19 protein-coding genes, 4 pseudogenes and 1 riboswitch are annotated in these 20,817 nt (G+C 44.5%); of the genes and pseudogenes, 3 read left to right on the forward strand and 20 right to left on the reverse strand.

Going from position 1 to position 20,817, the window contains the following annotated elements; translation table 11 throughout:
• Nucleotides 1-202: 202 nt before the first annotated feature.
• Together M5V91_RS21090 and M5V91_RS21095 are read right to left on the reverse strand one after the other, a co-directional pair.
• A pseudogene (locus M5V91_RS21090) lies at nt 203-1,575 on the reverse strand (UDP-N-acetylmuramoyl-tripeptide--D-alanyl-D-alanine ligase).
• A gap of 105 nt (nt 1,576-1,680) precedes the next feature.
• Nucleotides 1,681-2,757, reverse strand: coding sequence for a D-alanine--D-alanine ligase (locus M5V91_RS21095; RefSeq protein ID WP_009336323.1), 1,077 nt, complete (start codon nt 2,755-2,757; stop codon nt 1,681-1,683).
• A 472-nt stretch (nt 2,758-3,229) separates the two neighbouring features.
• Between M5V91_RS21095 and M5V91_RS21100 the strand changes: the two genes are divergently transcribed.
• Nucleotides 3,230-4,420: a dicarboxylate/amino acid:cation symporter gene (locus tag M5V91_RS21100; RefSeq protein WP_019381239.1), complete on the forward strand. Its 1,191-nt coding sequence runs from the start codon at nt 3,230-3,232 to the stop codon at nt 4,418-4,420.
• 184 nt (nt 4,421-4,604) lie between these two features.
• Here M5V91_RS21100 and M5V91_RS21105 read toward each other — a convergent pair.
• From M5V91_RS21105 to M5V91_RS21115, 3 genes and pseudogenes are all read right to left on the reverse strand, one after another.
• Nucleotides 4,605-5,023: pseudogene (locus tag M5V91_RS21105) on the reverse strand (universal stress protein).
• A gap of 75 nt (nt 5,024-5,098) precedes the next feature.
• Entirely contained in the window at nt 5,099-6,565 is a 1,467-nt protein-coding gene (locus tag M5V91_RS21110) for a SulP family inorganic anion transporter (protein WP_251175622.1), read from the reverse strand.
• Between the two features lie 225 nt (nt 6,566-6,790).
• A complete protein-coding gene (locus M5V91_RS21115) occupies nt 6,791-7,174 on the reverse strand; it encodes a VOC family protein (protein ID WP_019381237.1) in 384 nt (127 codons plus the stop codon).
• Between the two features lie 113 nt (nt 7,175-7,287).
• Between M5V91_RS21115 and M5V91_RS21120 the strand changes: the two genes are divergently transcribed.
• On the forward strand, nt 7,288-7,776 hold the full coding sequence (locus M5V91_RS21120) for an 8-oxo-dGTP diphosphatase (protein WP_009336328.1): 489 nt from the start codon (nt 7,288-7,290) through the stop codon (nt 7,774-7,776).
• Between the two features lie 16 nt (nt 7,777-7,792).
• Nucleotides 7,793-8,353 carry a GNAT family N-acetyltransferase gene (locus tag M5V91_RS21125; RefSeq protein WP_217027378.1) on the forward strand — a complete coding sequence of 187 codons (561 nt, stop codon included), beginning with the start codon at nt 7,793-7,795 and terminating at the stop codon, nt 8,351-8,353.
• Nucleotides 8,354-8,378: 25 nt separating this feature from the next.
• Here M5V91_RS21125 and M5V91_RS21130 read toward each other — a convergent pair whose 3' ends face one another.
• From M5V91_RS21130 to M5V91_RS21200, 15 genes and pseudogenes are all read right to left on the reverse strand, one after another.
• Nucleotides 8,379-8,987 (reverse strand): histidine phosphatase family protein, encoded by a 609-nt coding sequence (locus tag M5V91_RS21130; protein ID WP_226280661.1) that lies wholly within the window; start codon nt 8,985-8,987, stop codon nt 8,379-8,381.
• Between the two features lie 8 nt (nt 8,988-8,995).
• Nucleotides 8,996-9,715 carry an ATP-binding protein gene (locus tag M5V91_RS21135; protein ID WP_217027376.1) on the reverse strand — a complete coding sequence of 240 codons (720 nt, stop codon included), beginning with the start codon at nt 9,713-9,715 and terminating at the stop codon, nt 8,996-8,998.
• Nucleotides 9,712-10,205 (reverse strand): annotated as a pseudogene (locus M5V91_RS21140) (ECF transporter S component). The gene M5V91_RS21135 and the pseudogene M5V91_RS21140 overlap by 4 nt, the downstream one beginning before the upstream one ends.
• On the reverse strand, nt 10,202-10,789 hold the full coding sequence (locus M5V91_RS21145) for a cob(I)yrinic acid a,c-diamide adenosyltransferase (RefSeq protein ID WP_009336333.1): 588 nt from the start codon (nt 10,787-10,789) through the stop codon (nt 10,202-10,204). Before M5V91_RS21145 ends, M5V91_RS21140 begins: the two are co-directional and overlap by 4 nt.
• A 15-nt stretch (nt 10,790-10,804) precedes the next feature.
• Nucleotides 10,805-11,230, reverse strand: coding sequence for a bifunctional adenosylcobinamide kinase/adenosylcobinamide-phosphate guanylyltransferase (locus M5V91_RS21150; protein WP_009336334.1), 426 nt, complete (start codon nt 11,228-11,230; stop codon nt 10,805-10,807).
• A gap of 34 nt (nt 11,231-11,264) precedes the next feature.
• Complete coding sequence (locus M5V91_RS21155; RefSeq protein ID WP_284521490.1) at nt 11,265-11,798, reverse strand: histidine phosphatase family protein; 534 nt, start codon at nt 11,796-11,798, stop codon at nt 11,265-11,267.
• Nucleotides 11,756-12,082 (reverse strand): adenosylcobinamide-GDP ribazoletransferase, encoded by a 327-nt coding sequence (locus M5V91_RS21160; protein WP_284521491.1) that lies wholly within the window; start codon nt 12,080-12,082, stop codon nt 11,756-11,758. The genes M5V91_RS21155 and M5V91_RS21160 overlap by 43 nt, the downstream gene beginning before the upstream one ends.
• Nucleotides 12,083-12,114: 32 nt before the next feature.
• Nucleotides 12,115-12,546 carry an adenosylcobinamide-GDP ribazoletransferase gene (locus M5V91_RS21165; protein WP_284521492.1) on the reverse strand — a complete coding sequence of 144 codons (432 nt, stop codon included), beginning with the start codon at nt 12,544-12,546 and terminating at the stop codon, nt 12,115-12,117.
• Nucleotides 12,533-14,055, reverse strand: a pseudogene (locus M5V91_RS21170) (cobyric acid synthase). The gene M5V91_RS21165 and the pseudogene M5V91_RS21170 overlap by 14 nt, the downstream one beginning before the upstream one ends.
• Nucleotides 14,052-14,627 (reverse strand): bifunctional adenosylcobinamide kinase/adenosylcobinamide-phosphate guanylyltransferase, encoded by a 576-nt coding sequence (locus M5V91_RS21175; RefSeq protein ID WP_009336338.1) that lies wholly within the window; start codon nt 14,625-14,627, stop codon nt 14,052-14,054. Before M5V91_RS21175 ends, M5V91_RS21170 begins: the two are co-directional and overlap by 4 nt.
• A complete protein-coding gene (cobD, locus tag M5V91_RS21180; protein ID WP_217027370.1) occupies nt 14,609-15,685 on the reverse strand; it encodes a threonine-phosphate decarboxylase CobD in 1,077 nt (358 codons plus the stop codon). Before cobD ends, M5V91_RS21175 begins: the two co-directional genes overlap by 19 nt.
• Nucleotides 15,660-16,625, reverse strand: a complete 966-nt coding sequence (gene cbiB, locus M5V91_RS21185; protein WP_009336340.1) for an adenosylcobinamide-phosphate synthase CbiB — start codon at nt 16,623-16,625, stop codon at nt 15,660-15,662. Before cbiB ends, cobD begins: the two co-directional genes overlap by 26 nt.
• Nucleotides 16,622-18,094, reverse strand: coding sequence for an adenosylcobinamide amidohydrolase (locus tag M5V91_RS21190; RefSeq protein ID WP_009336341.1), 1,473 nt, complete (start codon nt 18,092-18,094; stop codon nt 16,622-16,624). Before M5V91_RS21190 ends, cbiB begins: the two co-directional genes overlap by 4 nt.
• A gap of 130 nt (nt 18,095-18,224) precedes the next feature.
• A complete protein-coding gene (locus tag M5V91_RS21195) occupies nt 18,225-19,277 on the reverse strand; it encodes a FecCD family ABC transporter permease (protein WP_009336342.1) in 1,053 nt (350 codons plus the stop codon).
• Nucleotides 19,243-20,217 (reverse strand): ABC transporter substrate-binding protein, encoded by a 975-nt coding sequence (locus M5V91_RS21200; protein WP_009336343.1) that lies wholly within the window; start codon nt 20,215-20,217, stop codon nt 19,243-19,245. The genes M5V91_RS21195 and M5V91_RS21200 overlap by 35 nt, the downstream gene beginning before the upstream one ends.
• Before the next feature lie 386 nt (nt 20,218-20,603).
• Nucleotides 20,604-20,808: riboswitch (cobalamin riboswitch) on the reverse strand.
• Nucleotides 20,809-20,817 lie beyond the last annotated feature (9 nt).

The raw sequence follows: 20,817 nt of genomic DNA on the forward strand, positions 1-20,817 counted from the left end.
TTAGAAGATAAAAATTATAACAAAGGAACTATATAAAAATAATTTAAACCCCTGTTTCACGTGAAACAGGGTTTATTTCCTATAATAACAGATATATACAATAACAAAATTAACAAGGTATGAGAATTACATGTTATTTTCCAGCTGTTTTAGTCTTACCATTCTATCTGTTAAAGTGTTGTTGTTATTTTTTTCTTAGCAATTATTGAAGGGCAGAGACAACTTCTTCCAGTTTCATGCCCCGGGATGCCTTAACCAGTATAATCGTTTCCGGATCCACATGTTTCTTCAGCTCTTCGATCAGCGGCTGTTTGTCAGTAAAGGCGGCCACCCGTTCGTGAGGAAGTACCTCCTTCGCTCCCTTGGCGATATATTCGCCAAGCTTGCCGAAAGTAAATACATAATCAACCTTTTCAGGATCCACAGATTTTCCTGTGGAGTAATGGAAATCCTCCTCCTGCGGACCAAGCTCCAGCATATCGCCCAGAACAAGAATTTTCTTTTTATACCCTGGCAGGTTGGCAATCAGTTCAATCGCCGCATTCATGGATGTTGGACTCGCATTATAAGCATCATTGATGATTTTTTCTCCACTTTGGCCCTCGAGAAGTTCCATCCTCATATTCGTCAGCTTTAAGCTTGCGAAGCCTTCGTTCATCTTTTCGTACGGAACGCCAAAATGGGCTGCTGCAATCATGGCTGCCAGGGCATTTAGAACATTATGGGTGCCTAACACAGGCAGATAAAACTTCCCGCTGGACACATTAATCCCAAACGTGCTGCCGCTGTCATTCTGCTTGATATCCATCGGGTACACATCATTTTTCCCGGTTCTTCCAAAAGTTCTTAAAGCTGCCGAACCATTGTAGGATTTCAGTTTTTCATCCAAGAGAGGCTCGTCGCCGTAATAAATAACCAGGCCATTTTCCTGGAGTCCATTTACGATCTCAAGCTTAGCTTCTGCAATCCCTTCTCTGGAACCTAAATCCTGAAGGTGGGATTCGCCTATATTCGTAATAATCACAGCGTCCGGGCGGGCAAGCTTCGTAAGGAAATCGATTTCTCCCCTGCCGCTCATCCCCATTTCCAGCACCGCGATTTCCGTATCTTCCTCAAGAGCCAGAATGGTTAAGGGCAAACCGATATGATTGTTAAAGTTACCTTCGGTTTTTTGAACTTTATATTGCACGGAAAGAAGGTTTGCGGTCATATCCTTGGTGGTTGTTTTGCCGTTGCTTCCTGTAATGCCTGCGACTTTTATCTTTAATTCATCACGATAGCTTCTAGCCAATTCCTGAAGAGCCGTTAGTGTATCTTCGACGATCAGGATTGGAAGATGAAGAGGGGATTGGGAACATCCTTTTGCCAAAAGGCTGCGGCTGCCCCTTTTTCGATGGCATCTTCTACAAATCGATGGCCGTCTGAATTTTCCCCTTTGAATGGGACGAACAAATTACCCCGCCCGATTTTTCTGGAGTCAATGCTGACGCCCTGTATGGATGTATTATGAAAAGATGAAACATCATTCTCGATCTTTATCATTTGTTCAATTTCCTGAAGTGTTTTCTTTATCATATGGCGCCTCCTGTTTCGGCATTATGAAAGGCTCATATTGCCAGTTATGTATGAACAAAAGGAACACGACAGATATGCCGTGTTTCCTTCAACAATTATATCTTTTTACATTGTGTGTTTAATGCTTTGTTTCTCAGCATGGCGTTCGATGGCCAGATTAACAAGCCTTTCGATCAGCTGAGGGTATTCTACTCCCGTATGCTTCCACAGAAGCGGGAACATGCTGAAAGGTGTAAAGCCTGGCATTGTATTGACTTCATTAATGTATAGCTTACCCTCTCTTGTTAAAAAGAAATCAGCTCTGACCAGACCTGAGCAGTCAAGGGCTTTAAATGCTTTAATGGCCATGTCTCTCAGTTCACTGTACTCAATTTCTGAGATTTCAGCAGGAATGATTAATGCTGTGTCCCCATCTTCATATTTGGCTTTATAGTCATAGAATTCAACTTTCGGGACAATCTCACCGGCAACAGAACATTCCGGATAATCATTGCCCAATACGCCAGCTTCAATTTCTCTGGCTGTAACGCCTTCTTCGATGATAATTTTACGGTCAAATTGGAAAGCTTCTTTGAATGCTTCCTCAAGCTCTGAACGGTTCATGCACTTACTGATTCCTACACTCGAACCCAGGTTGGCCGGTTTTACAAAACACGGGTACCCGAGTTCCCTTTCCACCTGGTCATAGGCTGCCTCCGTCTCATTTTCCCACTCACTGCGGATAAACCAGACATACTTCACCTGCGGCAGACCAGCCTGTGCAAAGATATTCTTCATAATGACTTTATCCATCCCTGCAGATGAAGCCAATACTCCATTTCCCACATATGGCAGGTTAAGCAGCTCAAGCAAACCTTGAACCGTGCCGTCTTCCCCGTTTGGACCATGAAGCAGCGGGAAGATTACATCAAATGGACCTTTATCCTGGGCACCCTGGAAAAGAGTAGGTGCCAAAGCTGTTGGAGGTAGTGCTTCCCCCTGGGAAAATTCCAGCTCCTTCACACTGGAAACAGGCCCTTGCAATTGAGGGCCCTTTACCCATTGACCTTCTTCAGATATATAAATAGGATGAATTTCAAATTTCTCCAAATCCAATGCTTTAATCACAGCCATTGCAGTCTGCATCGATACTTTATGCTCTGCAGATTTTCCGCCGTACAAAAGGCCAACCTTCGTTTTCATAAAAGAACCTCCAATATTCGATCATGGACTAACCGGCTTCTCATGCCGCTTTATTCCTTCATTTTTTTCCTTAGCTGATTTATATGTTCATTCAAGCTACTCTTTATTGTAACACTTTCACATTTAAGAAAGGGAGTGATTACATGTTCAATTCCACAGGAATTTTTTCTCCACATACGCCCATATTCCTATATGTATGAAATGGCCCTGAAAAAGGAAACTTTTCTTATCTGAAACCAGTAAAATAATTTCCTTTTCTGGCATTAAATTAAACTCCCTTTTTCCTATTATTATCTTAAGAAAACGTTTAACCGCCTACTATAGAGCAATTAACGAGAAAAAACCTTAATCCTTGGTGAATAATCAGACTTATTTTATTATTATAACAAAACCTTTATCTATTAACTTTTAACGTAAAACAGGATATAATCCTCCTAACAAAAACAACTGTATTTTTTAGGAGGACATAAAAATGAAGTTCGGTTTGCTTCCCAGAATAATTGCAGCCATTGCACTGGGTATTTTATTAGGTTCTTTTTCTCCTGAATGGCTTATTCAGCTATTTGCTACTTTTAATGGATTGTTCGGAAACTTTCTTGGTTTTGCGATTCCATTAATTATTATCGGATTTATCGCGCCAGGTATTGGGAGCATGGGAAAAGGCGCAGGGAAACTGCTGGGGATTACAACTGGTTTTGCCTATGCTTCTACGATCACTGCTGGTTTAGTCGCCTATTTTTCTGCGACGGTGTTATATCCTGTTCTTTTAAAAAACCAAAGCTTCAAAGAGTTTGAGAATCCTGAGGATGCTTTGCTTTCACCCTTTTTCCAGGTGGACATGCCTCCTGTAATGGGGGTCATGACGGCACTGCTGATTTCATTCACTCTAGGCCTCGGATTGGCTGCGATCAAAGGAAACACTCTGCAAAATGCTATGAATGATTTCCGTGATATTATTGAAAAACTGATTGAAAAAGTCATCATTCCATTGCTTCCTGTCCATATTTTTGGGATTTTCGCCAATATGACGCAGGGCGGACAGGTTGGCGCCATTATTTCTGTATTTGCCAAAGTCTTTGTCATGATTATTGCTCTTCATCTTTTATTTTTACTGCTTCAATACTCAGCGGCCGGCAGTCTTATGAAAGCCAATCCGCTTAGACTCATGAAAAATATGATGCCTGCCTACTTTACGGCACTTGGTACTCAATCATCCGCATCCACCATTCCTGTTACACTTAAGCAGGTTAAAAAGCTTGGTGCACGTGAAAAAGTCGCGGATTTCTCCGTTCCATTACTGGCAACGATTCATCTCTCCGGAAGCACGATCACCATTGTGAGCTGTGCGATCGCCGTGATGATGCTGCAGGGTCAAACGGCATCATTTGCAGAAATCCTGCCTTTCATTTTAATGCTTGGCATCACAATGATTGCAGCTCCCGGTGTCCCAGGAGGGGCTGTCATGGCCGCATTGGGTCTGCTTGATAGCATGCTCGGATTCAATGAGACCATGCTTGCGCTTATGATCGCCCTATACCTTGCCCAGGACAGCTTTGGAACTGCATGTAATGTAACAGGTGATGGTGCTCTGACGTTGCTGTCTGATAAGGTAAGCGGCAAAGATAAGAAACTTCAGCCTCAATCTGCTGTGAAAGCCGGCTAATTGAAAAAAGATGTCCCTGCGGGGACATCTTTTTTGTGCGGTTTTTATGAATTTTGCAGCACTAAGCCGGCATATCGGTCACTTAGTCTAGTTTAGCAGCCTATTATATTTTATCGGTATATCGTTCACTTGGCGCAGCATCCGCTTTACATTACCAGGAAAGTGAAAAGTATATATCCGAACTTTACTTAACAATCAAAACAGGCGCTTTCACACGTTTGGCTATTTTATGGCTAACACTTCCGAGCACCATTTCCTGAAGAGTATTCAGACCCCGGCTGCCAACTACTGCAACATCAAAATCCATTTTGTTGGAAAATTCCACAATGGCTGGTCCAGGCTCTCCCTGCAGGATTTTTATTTCATATGAAATGCCCTTTTCTTTTAATAAGTTTTCTATTGGCTCTAAGCGTTTTTTCTCACCTGGTCCACTATACTCTTATCAAAATGATGAAGGATATCTTCTTTTGAGGTCTGGCCATCAACAGCATAGACTACGGTAATTTCAGAATCAGGATTCTGTTCGGCCAGTTGAATGGCTTTAGCGGCTGCACGAATCGAATGATCGGATCCATCTGCAGCAATCAGTATTTTTTTAAACACAGAGCCTCACCCCTTACCTATTCTTATAAAAAAAATACCACAGTCGAAGCTGACTGTGGTATTCATTCCAGTTTTTTAATGGCCGGAAAATTTCGCACCAGGTTTGCGGTGAACGGCCAAACGCTCAATCAAGTTCGAGCTTGGCGCGTTTAATCCTGATAGGCGTACCAGCACACCGTTGTCACGAAGCTTTATTACAATCTTATCTATGGCAGCGACACCTGAGTCATCCCATACATGCGCCTGTGTAAAATCAATTTCAACTTCTTTTAATTCATCATTAAAGTCGAATGCTGCTACAAGTTCATCTACAGAAGCAAAGAAAACCTGGCCTGTTACAGCGTATATTTTCTTATCTCCTTCAATTCGTGATGCAACATGCACTTTCGAAATTTTAGCAACAAAGAAGATCGCACTTAGGATGATCCCCGCGAAAACTCCTTTGGATAAGTCATGAGTGAAAACAGTTGTAACAGTCGTTGTAACCATAACAATCGAATCTGTGACAGGCGTCTTAGCAAGTCCCTTAATGGATGACCAATCAAAAGTACCGATCGAAACCATGATCATAACACCGACTAATGCAGCCATCGGTATTTGAACGACAATATTCCCCAAAACTAAAATCAGAAACATAAGGAATGTGCCGGCTACCAAAGCGGACAGTCTGCCTCTTCCGCCAGATTTCACATTTATGACGGATTGTCCAATCATGGCACAGCCTGCCATTCCGCCGAATAGACCTGCCACGATATTCGCAATTCCCTGTCCGCGGCTTTCCATATTCTTATTACTGGCTGTATCGGTCATGTCATCAACTATGGATGCAGTCAGCAAGGATTCAAGCAAGCCTACGATCGCAAGGGCAATAGAGTATGGGAAAATAATCTTCAGAGTCTCAAGGTTAAATGGAACATCCGGTATAAAGAATGCCGGAAGGGCTGATGTGATAGTTCCCATGTCGCCAACTGTGCGCACATCACTCTTTGTCATGATGGCAATGATAGTAATAACAATAATAGCCACCAGAGGAGATGGCACTGCTTTAGTAAATCTCGGGAAAATATAAATAATCGCCAATGCACCGGCAACCATCGCATACATTACCCATGTAGCATCTACAAACTGTTCAAGCTGCGCCATGAAAATCAATATAGCCAGTGCGTTAACAAACCCAATCATAACCGCACGCGGAATGAATTTCATAAAGCGGGCCAGCTTAAGCACACCAAATAAGATCTGAAGAATTCCCGTCAAAATGGTCGCAGCAAATAAATACTGCAGTCCGTGATCGGCTACTAATGTAACCATTAATAACGCCATCGCACCAGTTGCAGCAGAAATCATTCCAGGCCTTCCGCCAACTATTGAAATGGTTACAGCAATACAGAAAGAAGCATACAATCCAACCATTGGATCGACACCAGCAATAATCGAGAATGCAATCGCTTCTGGAATTAGTGCCAATGCCACTACGATTCCAGCAAGAATGTCTCCCTTAACATTGCCAAACCATTGTTCTTTTTTTGATAAAACTTTCAAATAAACACCTCTTTATTAATAGATTTATAGTAATGACTTTGAACTCTCATCAAAGTCGGGCCGACAAAAACATATAGAATCATAACACATTTACTTATATTTACAAACCTTTATGTAAGCGCTAAAAACACTTAAAATCTATGTTTTTCTTTTGAAACCAACAGATTCCTATGCATATAAAAAATAATTTCCAACAAAAAAATGACCCTGGAGCAGAGTCAATTATTATCCTATAGGCGAACAAATCTCAATATAATGTCCATCCGGGTCTTGCACATATGCCACTTTCTGGCCCCAAGGCTTTTCAACAGGCTCGAGCAGGACAGGGACTCCGGCGGCCTTTAGCTTTTCAACTGCCGCTTCTACCTCTTCTGTGACAAAGCCCAGCTCAAATGTCTGCTCCTTTCTTAATCCATCCGGTATCGGAAGCCCGGTGACTTCCCGTCCTCCTTCTCTCGTATTAAAAGAAAGAATGGTGCTGCCTGTATCATACTCGATGTAAGTTCCAAATTCATTCCTAAGCTTCAGACCCAGCAATTCACCATAAAAATGCTTCGTTCTTTCCAGGCTTTCCGCATATAGAATGACATACCCCATCTTCAATTCCATTTATGGTCACCTCTTCAAATTTTCTAGTCATGATATGATTTCAATAAGGGAGGTATTTTCTCCTTTTAAAAGAATGTATAAACTTTGGAATCATTATTAATAGAGGTGCAGCAATGAACTGGAAAGAAATCGAACATCAGATGTACACGATGTGCATGGTTGCAGACGGAGATCAGATCCTCCTCATAAAACGCCCGGATTATAAAGGCTTCCCTGGCTATCTCGCACCAGGCGGAAAAGTAGAGTTTCCCGAGAGCATTACGGACGCAGCAAAACGCGAAGTGCTTGAGGAGACCGGGCTGCACGTCAAAAATATTATTTTTAAAGGCTGGGATGAGTACGTAAACCCCCAGATGAATGTCCGCTACATGGTATTTAATTATCTGGCAGACTCCTTTGAAGGAAGACTTCTTGCGGATCCTCCTGAAGGAGAATTGCAGTGGGTTTCGAGACAAGATGCAAGGGACCTTCCCATGCAGGATTGGTTCAAGAGAAAGCTGCCGCTTTTTTTCAAAGAAGGGACTTTTGAGATCCATTCAGTTTGGGATGAAGAGCACAACACAGAAGGAACAAGCAAGACAAGGGTTTTTACTAAGATTTAATGGAGGGGTACCCGCTATGATCGAAGATACAGCCCTAAAGGTGAAGATTCGTCCCATACAGGAAGAGGATTTGCCTATTTTATGGGACTATATTTACGGAACAGACAACCCTGAGTGGAAAAGATGGGATGCTCCCTATTTTCCTCTTGAGCATAAAGACTTTGAAACATATAAACAGGAATTCCTCCAAAAGGCAGAAGAATATCTGCCTAGCAGCATGGTAATTGCAGCGTCGGAAAAAGTAATCGGCATTGTGGGATACTACTGGGAGCATCGAGATTCTAATTGGCTTGAAGCAGGAATTGTAATTCACAATCCCGAGTATTGGAATGGGGGTTATGGAACAGAGGCTCTTACTCTGTGGGTGGACTTTCTATTTTCCTCTCTTCCGCTTGCCCGGGTAGGTATTACCACCTGGTCAGGCAACAAAAGAATGATGAAAGCCGCTGAAAAGATCGGCATGCAGCTTGAAGGTAAAATGCGGAAATGCCGGATTGTTAATGGGAAGTATTATGATAGCATCCGGATGGGCATTCTGAGGGAAGAATGGGAAGAAAAGGTCATCAATAAAAAATAGGCTCGTTCTTTAACGAGCCTAAACCTTATTCGCAGTGAGCCATGCATCCTTCTAAGAGGAATTCCTTTTTATCCTGATCGATCTGCAGGATGGTCAGGCTGGTTCCATGAATGAAGGGCGGATCCCAAATGCGTTCGACAGCAGCATTGCGGCAAAGCATATACAGAGCTTTGACAGCAACTGCATGGGTAATAATCAGCACACTGCCTTCTGATGAGGTCTTTTGCAAGTCTTCCAGAAAGGAAGCAACGCGGTTTGCCACATCATAAAAGCTTTCTCCTCCTGCACTTTCATAGGACTCCGGCCGGTTCCAATAGGCATCGAACGCAGCCGGATAAAGATCCCTTATTTCACTTTCCACTCTTCCCTGCCAATCACCAAGATCTATTTCCATAAGCCTTTCATCTGTTTCGACCGGAATCTGCCTTGTTCCTCTTACAAGCTGTGCTGTATGTAAAGTCCGTTTGCTCGGTGAAGATATCATACGCTTAAATTCTATATCCTTTATTCTTTCTCCAAGCAGCTTCGCATCACGTCTGCCTTTCTCCGTTAAATCAGAGTCCAGGCGACCCTGCATTCTTTTCGCTTTGTTCCATTCCGTTTCACCATGCCGGATGATATATAAAGTCAGCATCCCTCTTTTCATGCCTTTCTTTTCAGTATATGAAAATAACTTCCTGCCAATTTCCTGATTTCTTCCGATTTATCTTCGGAAAAAACGGCTATAAAACAAGTGGATGGGCCTGCTGATTTTTCCAAGTCCACTTCTGATTCAAGGTCCTTAACCTCAAACTCTCTATTGGAGAACATCCCGTTCAGCTCGTTCAGAATGCCTTTTGAACCTACTGGAAGCGTCTCAGTATCTTTAATGGAGTTAATGATTTTAAAAAGCTCCAGGGGTGCTGCCTCCGCCTCTCTCTCAATCAGCTCCTGGCCAACCAAAGGTGAACCAATAACCGCTATCCTTGTATCATCTGTATAAATTAGGGTCTCAGCAGGAAGCGCTCCCTGCCTTTTGCCAAGTACAGATAAACCTATTGCAGATTGAAGCAGGTTAAAATTGCTTTCTGTACTGCCGGTGATTTGCAGCTCCTTTAGACCCAATTCATCAGCCCCCTTCTTAATGCCCCGTATAAGCTGATCCCAGGCATCATTTCCGCAGAAATTCTGAAGGGCAGCAGCAAATGGCTGAGCACCTGCTGACAAACATTCCATGACAGCGACACGGAAGGAATAATACGAAACAGTCTCGTAAGGAACCTGGACAGCATCCTGTTCTTTCTCGCCGATTGCTCCGCTGTTATCACTGGCTACCACAATCATTTCTTCAGAATTAAAAGGAAGGCTTAAGACATCCCTCACTGCTCAGCACCCGCTTTGGTCATAGCCGGGCCCACAAGCTTGACAAGTCTCGGAATCGCTATATAAGCAATAACAGCATTTATCACAGAGCCTATAAAAAGAGAAGGCACAATTGCCAGGTAAAAGGCCTGGCCCATTAAAAAGATAAATGGAAGCGGGGCTGCAAAGGCATTGCCTAACACAAAAAGAATTCCCCCAGCCAGTGCCGGCCTCTCTGATATAAAGAACTGAAAATAAAGGCTAACAGTGCCATTTCAACAGCAATCAGGAGATGAAGCGGCCCTAAAGGCATGCCGCCCAATAACGCCGACAGCAAATGTCCGATGGCAGCAACGGCCGCACCGCCATAGCCTCCAAGCAGCACGGCTGCAAGCAAAGCAGGAAATGCATCCAGTGCCACGCTTCCGATAATGGCCGGAACTTTAATCGCTGCGCCGACTGCTGTCAGTGCAACAAGCATGGCTGCCATGCCCAATCGCATGCTTTTCATTCTTTATCCTCCTTGCGCTTTCCTTCACGGAATACATTAGCACTGCGCACATACTCCACATCTTTCTGGTTAAGACGGAAATTAACCACTCTTGCCAGGGCAAAGAAGTAATCAGATAAACGATTCAGGAATTTCAGTGCCACTGCAGAGGTTTCCGGATCCGCTTTTTTTAGTGAAACCACAAGCCGCTCCGCTCTCCGGGTTACTGTCCTGGCAATATGAATGGATGCAGATGCAGGTGCTCCCCCAGGCAGAATAAACCTTTCAAGCTTTGGCGCTTCCTCAATCAATTGATCAATCTTAGTCTCCAAATAGTCTACAGATTCCTTCGTCAATTTCAGCTCCCGCTTTTTCGAAACATTTGCAAGGTCACCGCCACAGTCAAAAAGCTCATGCTGAATCTTCTCCAGATCCTCCAGGACATCCTGAAAAATGGACGGATCCAGCTGTGTCATAGCTTGCCCTACAAAACAGTTTACTTCATCCACTGTTCCGTATGCTTCAACCCTTACATCATCCTTTTCCACCCTGCCTCCGATAATGCTTGTTTTTCCCTCATCACCAGTTCGTGTATAAAGTTTCATCAGCAATTCCCCATTTCATTTTATATTTTGACTGATGCCATACCAAATCAAATCAACTCTATCTGCAGCGGCAGCGGCATCCTGAAAGGCCCAGCCTGACGCATCCCGCCACTTTCGGTCAGCTGCTTCCATTGGAACAATGCCTTTTGAAATATCAGATCCGATTAAAACGATCTTTCGATTGACAGCTGTTTTTTCCCACGCCTGCCATTTTGCCAGCATCTCCTGCCACTTGTCCCGAATCTCTTCAAACTCCAGCGCTTGGGACCATTCCTTAATCATCAGCTCGATTCCCTCATAGACGATTAGGTTTTGATCCAAATCGCCGGTCATCTCACCATGATAAGCTGAAAACCATTTATGAGGAGTATCATCCAATTGATATAATCTCTTTACCCATCGGGATTTCCCGTTAAAGGCGCCTCCTGTAATGAAGTGCATCTCTCTCCCCTCCTAAACTCTTCCCGTGTCCACCTTAGCTCATAGCCTCTTCCAAACGGAACTTGCCATTCCCAGAATTCTTTTTCTCCGGTGCATACTTTCCAAGAAGGTATCTTATGACTCCGCCGTGTGTAATAACAGCAGCATCGCGCATATCCTTCCGGAGCAATTGATCGGTTAAATTTTGCCACCCTTTATCAACTCTTGCTGTAAATGCTGAAAAGGATTCCCCTCCGGGCACCACCCCTGAGAAAGGATCTTCCAGCCATTTTTGATAAGCCGGGGTATCTTTCAGCTCTTGATACGTCCGGCCATCCCACTCACCAAAATGCATTTCTCTCCATTCGGGACATGGTTCAATAGAATGATCCGGGAAAAGAATAGCTGCCGTCTTCATGCATCTGCCTAAATCACTTGCAAATATTCTTCTATAGTCTTGAGGCGCCGCGGCAAGCTTATCCCTATGTTCCGGACACAAAGGGGAGTCTGTCCAGCCCAGATAAGCATGGGACTTATTGGCTTCTGTCAGCCCATGACGAAGTAATGCAACAGCCACAGTATCATCCATAAAAACACCTCCGTCCCTTCCACACTGGCCCCAAGTACATCCCCTGTCATTCCGCCAAACCAGGCAATGACTTTCCTTGATAAAAATGCGAATAACAATATTGAAAAAAGAACCATGATAAGAAACCCAACAATGGCCGGGTAACCTGCCAGCCCGGCAGCTGCCGCGGCGGCCAGAAGGAAGATAGGGTAAATAGATAAGGTGGTTTTCGAAGCAGCCTGCTGAAATAATGAGCCCAGCCCCTCTGTTTTGGCTGCCTTAACTTTTATCAGCAATACCCCCATTACCATCTTGCTTAAAAATGGAATCACTGCGATTAAAAAAAGGAATATAGATTTGATAAAAGTACAATTTCATAGATAAATAGAAAACGGGTACCCAGCAATACGATGATGGACAGCACACCGAACGCCCCCACCCGGGGATCACTCATGATTTCCAGCCGCCTCTTCTGATCGCGATAGGAGAAGAACGCATCGCTCGCATCCATCCACCCATCAAGATGAATCCCGCCGGTCAGCAAAATGCCGGCCAGCCAGACGGCAAAAGCCGCAGCCAAGAGTGAAAAAGGAGTCCATTCAAGAAAAGCATAGAGAATAAATGCGTATATGCTCCCCTGAATGAGGCCGGCTATGGGGAAGGTTCTGATTGCCTTCTCCAAATGAGGCTTATCCATCGGCAGAGACATTGGAATGGGAATGCTTGTGAAAAATTGAAGGTTGATCAATAACCCTTTAAGCCATTTCATTCTGTTTTCTCCAGCTAAAGACGATTTCCTTCAATTTTCCCCAATCAAGATGCTGAATCATATTTTCCGCCAGTTCGTTGTATTTCCTATCCTTCAAGGCTTTTATTCGGACAGGCTCCTTACTTGGAATGCCTTTTTGTTTGCGCAGGGAATTAAGCCACTCACCCCTCCATTCATCATTATGGAAGATGTGGTGCATATACGTCCCTACCAGACGGCCTTCATTTCCATAGAATCCATCTTCTTCGCCATTTTGAAGCAGAAGAAGGCGATTGCCATCAAAGTCTTCTTCAAGAACTGTTTCACCTAAATGGATTTCATATCCATCCAAGATTTCCTTTACGGGAAGGTTCGTGCTTGAATGCAAACTGCCCTTCACCTGCACCGTCTTCTTGCGTTCATGAAAAATGGTATCTGCCGGTATCAAATTCAAGCCTTTTTCCTTTTCATTAGGGTTCCCGGTATCAGAACCTGCCATATCGATTAATCTCCTGCCGAGCATCTGGTATCCTCCACAAATGCCGGCAATAGAACCTCCATCGGCAGCATAGCGCACAATCCAGTCCGCCAGACCTTTTTCCTTGAAATAGCGCAAATCGCGAATCGTGCTCTTTGTGCCGGGAATGATCACCGCATCAGGTGAGCCAGCTTCCGATAGATGCCTTACCCATCTAATGTTCACGTCATCTTCATAGTAAAACGGATCAATGTCACTGAAGTTTGAAATAAATGGCGGCCGAAGCACTGCAATGTCCAGAATGCCTCCTCCAGCCCTTGGAACAGCAGCCTGAATGGATAGGGAATCCTCTGCATCGATCATATGGTCATCCAAGTAAGGAAGAACCCCGAGGACAGGAATGCCCGTCCTTTCCTCGATCCAGCGGATGCCATCCTCAAACAGCGTGATATCTCCGCGGAATTTATTAATGATAATGCCCGCAACCCGCTGTCTTTCCTGTTTGGTGAAAAGCTCCAGGGTTCCGACAATGCTGGCAAAAACACCGCCCCTGTCAATATCGGCAACCAGGATGACAGGCACATCCGCCATTTCGGCTACTTTCATATTAACAAGCTCTTTATCTTTTAAATTAATTTCAACAGGGCTGCCAGCCCCTCTATCACAAGCAGTTCGTATTGAGCATCAAGCAGACTCAGTGCCTCTCTGATGGTCTCCAGTCCCTTTTCATAAAAGGATTCCCGATAGCTTCTTCCTGATAGGGAATTGACTGCTTTTCCAAGGAGAATGACCTCCGCATTCTGAGCGGATTGAGGCTTAAGGAGAATAGGATTCATCCAGACAGCAGCTTCAGTTCTTGCCGCTTCAGCCTGAATGCCCTGTGCCCTGCCGATTTCATTTCCATCCTTTGTCACGTATGAATTATTGGACATATTCTGGGATTTAAAAGGAGCCGTACGGAAACCTTCATTGGAGAATGCCCGGCAAAGAGCCGTAGCAATCAGGCTTTTCCCGGCATCGGATGAAGTTCCCTGAATCATTATCCCTTTCATTCCGGTTCTCCTTTCATTTGTATGGGGATGCCAGCTTCAACAAGATAGGCTTCATCAGCCATATTTACTAAATTCCTGTGAAGCGTCCCAAGTATTTTTGAATATGTAATCACCAGTTCATTTTTGCCAATTGGCTCATTCAAGACTTCGTTGCTGACAACGATCAAGGCCCTGCATTTTTTGCGGATTTCTGTGATGGCCCTGAGAATATCAGATGATAGACTTTCCTGGAATTCTCTGTTCCGCCAAACATCTTCCGCTCTAAAAAGTTCATTATTCAAGAGAGTGGTCAAGCAATCGAAAAGAATAATGTCCTGATTGTTAAAGTTTCCCGAGATCTCTTCAAGTGCGGAAGGCTTCTCCCAGGTTGTCCAGCTCAAACCGCTCTTTTCCCGGTCATCCTGGTGCCTCTGAATCCGTACCTTCATCTCGGAATCGTACGCTTTTCCTGCAGCAATATACTGAAGCTTTCCTTCCGTCTTTATTGCCAGCCCGGCAGCAGTCCTCTCTGCAAAGGAGCTTTTTCCGCTCCGCACTCCACCGGAGATAAAAATCAGCGATCCTTCCGCCATTGCCGCATCGCCTCCATCAGCACATCGTTGTCTTTCGGCCCTTTAATCGCAAAGCGCAGCCATCTCCCTTCCAGACCTGGGAAATTCATTGTGTGCCTCGGGATAATTCCTTTCTCAAGCAAAAATCGAAAAAGAGGCAGCTGCACATCAAATCTCGGATCTCTCAACAAATAGAAATTAACTGAAGAAGGAGAAACCTCAAAATCCAATTGCTGATAAAATTGAACCAGCCTATCTCTCTCCTGCCGGATTAAATTCTTTGTCAGCCTGACATGCTCTTTGCTGTCCAGACACCATTCCCCTGCTTTTAAAGCGAGGGCATTTACACTCCAGTGCGGCTTTAGAGAAGCTGCTTCTTCAATTAACCTCTCACTTGCCATCATGTATCCAAGGCGCAGGCCCGGTATCGAAAACATCTTTGTCATGGAGCGCAGCACCACAACATTCGAATCCTTTTCTATGAAAGGAACGATTGATTGATAGTCGCAGGCAAAGTCATAAAAAGCTTCATCCATAATAAGCAGGCAGCTATGGGTATGACACTTCTCAATTAATTCCTTTACAATGGAAGATGGGTAAAAAATACCTGTCGGGTTATTTGGGTTGCAGAAGAAAACAACATCAGCGGCTTTCAGCCTTTCAGATAGCGCTTCCATATCGAGATCCCAGTCGCCAGGCTCCAGCTGATGATAGGAGACTGTACAATGATTAACCCGGCAGGCCTCTTCATATTCCGAAAAGGCCGGCTGAATAATCAGCACCCTTTTTCCGGCTATCATCCGGCCAATCAGGGTGATTAGCTCGGCGCCTCCATTTCCCACCAGAATCTGTGTTTCTTTTATTCCCTCTGCAGCCGCCAATTTGCTTTTTAATAGAGAAGATTGGGGATCCGGATAATCGCTAATAAATTGGAATAGACTGCCCCATCCTTCTTTTAACTCGCGGGGAGGACCAAGTGGATTGATATTGGCACTGAAATCAATTCGCTCCTCAGGCATTGGCTTATCAATTGCTTCATATAAATATTGCGGGTTAGATCCATGTGAAGGCCAAATCAAGGAACACCCCTCCTGTCCATAATAAAAGCAAGAATAAGAAAACCGTCTTGTTCATGATCGAAATGCTTTTTATGATATGTTCTTTTTCAAGCAGCACCATTGGCTTTCCCATCGTGGCTCGGTTAGAAATTACACCCTTATAAAAATTGATTCCTCCCAGCTGAACCCCCAGGAGGGCTGCAACAGCTGCTTCGCCCCAGCCGCTATTTGGGCTCGGGTGCTTTGGTGCATCTCTTAAAAGGATCCCCCATGCTTCCTCATATGGAGAATGCTCCGGCTTTTGTGTGAGCATGATGCAAACCGATGTCAGCCGGCTCGGGATCCAGTTTGCGATATCATCCACTTTGGCAGATGCCCACCCAAAATCTATATACCTTTCATTTCTATGGCCAACCATGGAATCGCAAGTATTAATGGCCCTGTAGATAAGGGCCATTGGAGCACCGCCAATCATGGCCCAAAATAATGGAGCTGTAATGCCATCACTGGTGTTTTCAGCCACTGTCTCCACGGCAGCCCTGACAATGCCTGGTTCATCCAATCGATCTGTATCCCTGCCGACAATGTATGAAAGCTTTAATCTTGCTTCTTCCATATCTCCTTCTGCCAGAGGCTCATAGACCTCCAGTGCTGCATCTTTTAAACTCTTTTGCGCAATGGCTGTGAAGATAAGAATGCCCTCTGCCAGAATGCCGGCAACCGGGTGAATTTCATAGAAGAGCTCTATGATTAAATAAGTTATACCTCCTGCTGCCAGCAGGACTATAAATAGCATGATGATCCCTTTTAATTTTCTATAGCGGCCTTTATTAAGAACTTGTTCAAGTTTATGTATCAGGGCACCCATCCATCTGACCGGATGCGGCCAGTTTGGCGGGTCTCCTATCAGCTTATCTATTATGCAGGCAAAGGTTAGAGCGATCAGGTGATTTAAAATCATCCCTTTATCCTTCTTTGCGATTTTTTTATTGCCTCAACAGTACATTCGTAGACACCTTTTCCGATTATTTTGCCAAGAGGTGTAATGGTGCCCGCATACTCCAGGTATTCTCCCTGCTGCGTGGCCGCAATCATAATACTGTCTGTCGATGTTCCGGTCGCTATCGTCCCTGTGACTGCATCCTTTACCTTCTGATCATATAAGGCTCTTGTCTTTGCCTCGGTTGCAGTCATAATGCATTGAATAAAGGCTTCCTCTGTCAGATTGCCATTAACGAAAACCCATGTATTGATTGTACCCGGAGTCAGATGATAAGAATGGGCTTCACTTTTCGAGGCATCAACAGCATTGCCGACACCTGCTGTCACGACCACATACACAGAAAAGGTTCCATCTTCATAAAATTTACTGCTATGATCTTCAACATATACAGCGGTCATCATCCCCACGGTTTCCCCGGGTTCTAAGCCGATCTCCCGGACAAAATCCGCCATCTCCGCTCTATGATCACTGCAATCATAATTCTTGCTCACATGCCGGTTTAGAAATATGCGATTCCAGCCGGTGCCCGATCCTGTTACACCTGATGACATGGTTTTCAGCGGAAATGGGGAGCGAAGGACAAGTAAGTCTTCCTTTACCTCAAGATAGGATCGATCAATTCGATTCACTGATTGGCTTTCTGCCTGAGAGCGTTTGGGCACCAAAACCATCTGAGGGGCCGGGACTCTTGGATGCGGCAGCTTCTCAATCTTCGTCCTATAGACCTCACGTATTCTGCCTTCTTTTAAAACCTCATTGGGAACGTGGTTAATATTGACTTCACCATTCTCAAGCAGCAGAAGGCGGTCACAGTACAGGCCGGCCAAATTCAAATCATGAAAAATGGAAATGACCGTCAGCCCGCAGTCTTTTGACCATACAGAAAGGAGATCAAGCAATTCTTTTTGATAGGACAAGTCCAGATGGTTAGTCGGTTCATCCAGCAATAATATTTCCGGCTCCTGGGCAAGGGCCTGGGCTAAAAACACCCTTTGTCTTTCGCCGCCGGATAATTGCTGAATATCATAATCCTGAAAATGGGAAATGCCTGTCTGCTCCATGACTCGATTGACCGCTTCTTCATCTTTGCCGGACCAGCTCTGGAACCACCCCTTTTGATGGGCATATCTGCCGAGGGAAACAGTTTCCTTTACCGTATAGGAAAAAGCCTGAGAGGAGTGCTGAGGCAGAACAGCAATAATTTTTGCAAGCTCTTTCGGTGTATACTGTGAAAGGTTCTTTCCTTTGATCAATATATCTCCTGACTTATGAGGCAGAATGCCGCTCAGCATCTTCAGTATCGTGGTTTTCCCGCTTCCGTTCGGACCCAGTATTCCGAAGAGCTCCCCTTTCTCCACTTCAAAGCTGATATTTTTCACAACCGGTGCACCGGCATATCCGCCAGTAACTTGCTGAACGCTTAGCATGATTAACCACTTCTTTCTGAACTAAGATATGCCTTCGGAACAGGCAAAAACCGCTTGTTCCTGCAAAGAAAATCCAGGGAATCCTTCCTCCTTGAATGGGTGGACGCTTGTGCCGGACAGTTATCGAGGTTCAAAGTTTATTCTTTCTTTTAATTAAAATAATAGCAAACGCAGGTGCACCGATTATCGCTGTAATCACACCGATTGGAAGTTCGGTAGGTGCAATGATCGTCCGTGAAACCAGATCGGCAATAATAAGAAAGCCTGCACCCATCAGAATAGATAGCGGCAATAGGTGCCTATGATCCGGTCCCCATAACAGCCTGGTCAGATGAGGGATCACAAGACCGACAAATCCTATCGTTCCAGATACAGCTACAGCCGCACCAGTCAAGATAGAGCCAGCTATCAGGACCATCATCTTTCTCTTCTGAACGTCCACCCCTATATGCTGGGCCTTTTCTTCTCCGAAGCTCATGGCATTAAGCTCTTTGCTGTTCACTAAAAGAAGGATGGCACCCAGTACAAAAAACGGAATGATAATTTTAATATACGCCCACCCTCTCATGGATACACTGCCAAGAAGCCAGCCAATAATCTGTCTAAGCTCCTCTCCAGTCAGGGCAATCATCAGAGAAATCAGAGCGCCAAGAAAAGAACTGAAGATAATGCCTGTTAAAATAATCGTTTCCACTTTCATGGATCTTTCAATTTTTCTGGCAAACAGCAAAACGGCAAAAATGGTTAAAAAGGAAAATAAAATGCTGAATAACGGCAGCGTAAACATTCCTGCAAACGGAATGGATAATCCTAAGAATAATGTTAAAACAGCACCTAGTGAAGCCCCGGATGAAACCCCAATTGTATATGGATCTGCCAGCGGATTTCTTAATAAACCTTGAAAGGCGGCTCCCGCAATTGCAAGAGACGCCCCTACTAAGCCAGCCAGCAAAACGCGCGGCAGGCGAATATTCAAAATGATATTTGAATGCATAGCATCCGTGTTTCCCAATGAAATAAAAGGAAATAGCTCAGCGCTTATTACTCTGATAATCGTCATGGGGTGAACAGACACTGTTCCAATTGAAATCCCCATCAGCATGGCTAAAAGCAGGAAAGCCGCTGCTGTTAGATAAGCTAAAAATTTATTATTTAAATACGTCCGGATATACTGCTTTTGCAAGTTCCTCGACTCCTTCAATAATACGAGGGCCAGAGCGGGTTACCATATCGGAATCAACATCGGCAACATGCTTATTTTTTACTGCGGTTATATCCTGCCAGCCATCCCTTTTCATTACATTGCCAGCAGCATCCTCAGTGTAATAGCCATGAGTTGTGATGATTACATCCGGATTCCGTTCGATAATCGCTTCCGGATCCATTTTCGGCCATCCTTCTTCGGAAATGATATTTTCTGCATTGATGGCACTTAGCATTTCATCCATAAATGTTTTTGTACCTGCTGTATAGATTTCAGGAGCAGGTGAAACTTCCACGAAAACCGATTTGCGGTCTTCTTCTTTTATGCCCTGAGCTTTTGTTTTGATTTCCTCGAGCTTGCTCTTCATATCTGAAACAAGCTGCTCTGCTTCATCCTTCTCTCCCGCTGCGGTTCCAACCATTTCAATGGATTCAAAAACCTGATCAAAGCTCTTTGCATCATTGACAACAAGGACGGTCACACCTGCATCCCTTAATTGCTGAAGGCCAGCTTCGGAATTATGTGCGCTTGACGCGTGAGCAAGGACAAGATCCGGTTTTAAAGAAATAATTTTCTCGACATTAAATTCCATGCCGCCAATCTTTTCTTTTTCTGTGGCTTCGGGCGGGTAGTTATCAAAATCGGAGACTCCGACAACTTCTTCGCCAAGCCCCAATTCAAAAACAATTTCGGTGTTGCTTGGAATCATGGAAACGATTCTTTCGGGCTTGGATTCGATGACGATTTCATTATCAAGAGCATCCTTTATCGTAACAGGAAAAGCAGCCTCTTCCCCGCCAGTATTCTGCCCTTCCTCAACCTTTTTCTCTTCTTTAGGCTGTTCAGCACTCTCGCCGCAGCCTGCTAGCACTCCTGCAGCCAGAAGCATCGTTAATAAAAATGCATAAAACTTTCTCATACTCAGCAATCCTCCTAGAACTTTCGACAAAATTCGGGTGGTGTCTAACACCATCTTAAAAAATAAAAGGCTGGTTCTCATAATATTTTTTAGCTTACAAACCTAGCGCGTTGATTTCCGCTGCAGGCACTTGCTTTCCGGGGAGAGATGAGAGCCTCCTCGGCTTCGCCTGTGGGGTCTCTCACTTCCCTCACTTCCCGCAGGAGTCAAGTGCCCTCCGCTGCAATCAACTCAGTGGCAGAAACTAAGTTAGCCACCCATAGACTTTTAGAAACAACCAAATAAAAAACATCCCCTCGGACGGCAAGGAGATGTTGGCATGGTCATTTATCAATTAGTGCAGAAAGGATGGCCGGACCAAACACCTCCCTATCCTCGTAGGTTTATGGGTGCTTAAGAATCAGGCAGGTCTCCTGGCTCATGGTCAATGCGTTCTGCTCCTTCCCATACATTCCTGTACAGTGGATTTACAGACAGCTTCCATTTACAGTGGCGGGACCGCGCTGGAATTTCACCAGCTTCCCTATTAAGTCTTCAAAAGAGCCTGTTTTAAAACCCTTTTGAGAAGACACCTGTTCTATGCGGATATAAAATTTTCTA

It is taken from the genome of Cytobacillus pseudoceanisediminis, assembly GCF_023516215.1.
GTDB classification, from domain to species: domain Bacteria; phylum Bacillota; class Bacilli; order Bacillales; family Cytobacillaceae; genus Cytobacillus; species Cytobacillus pseudoceanisediminis.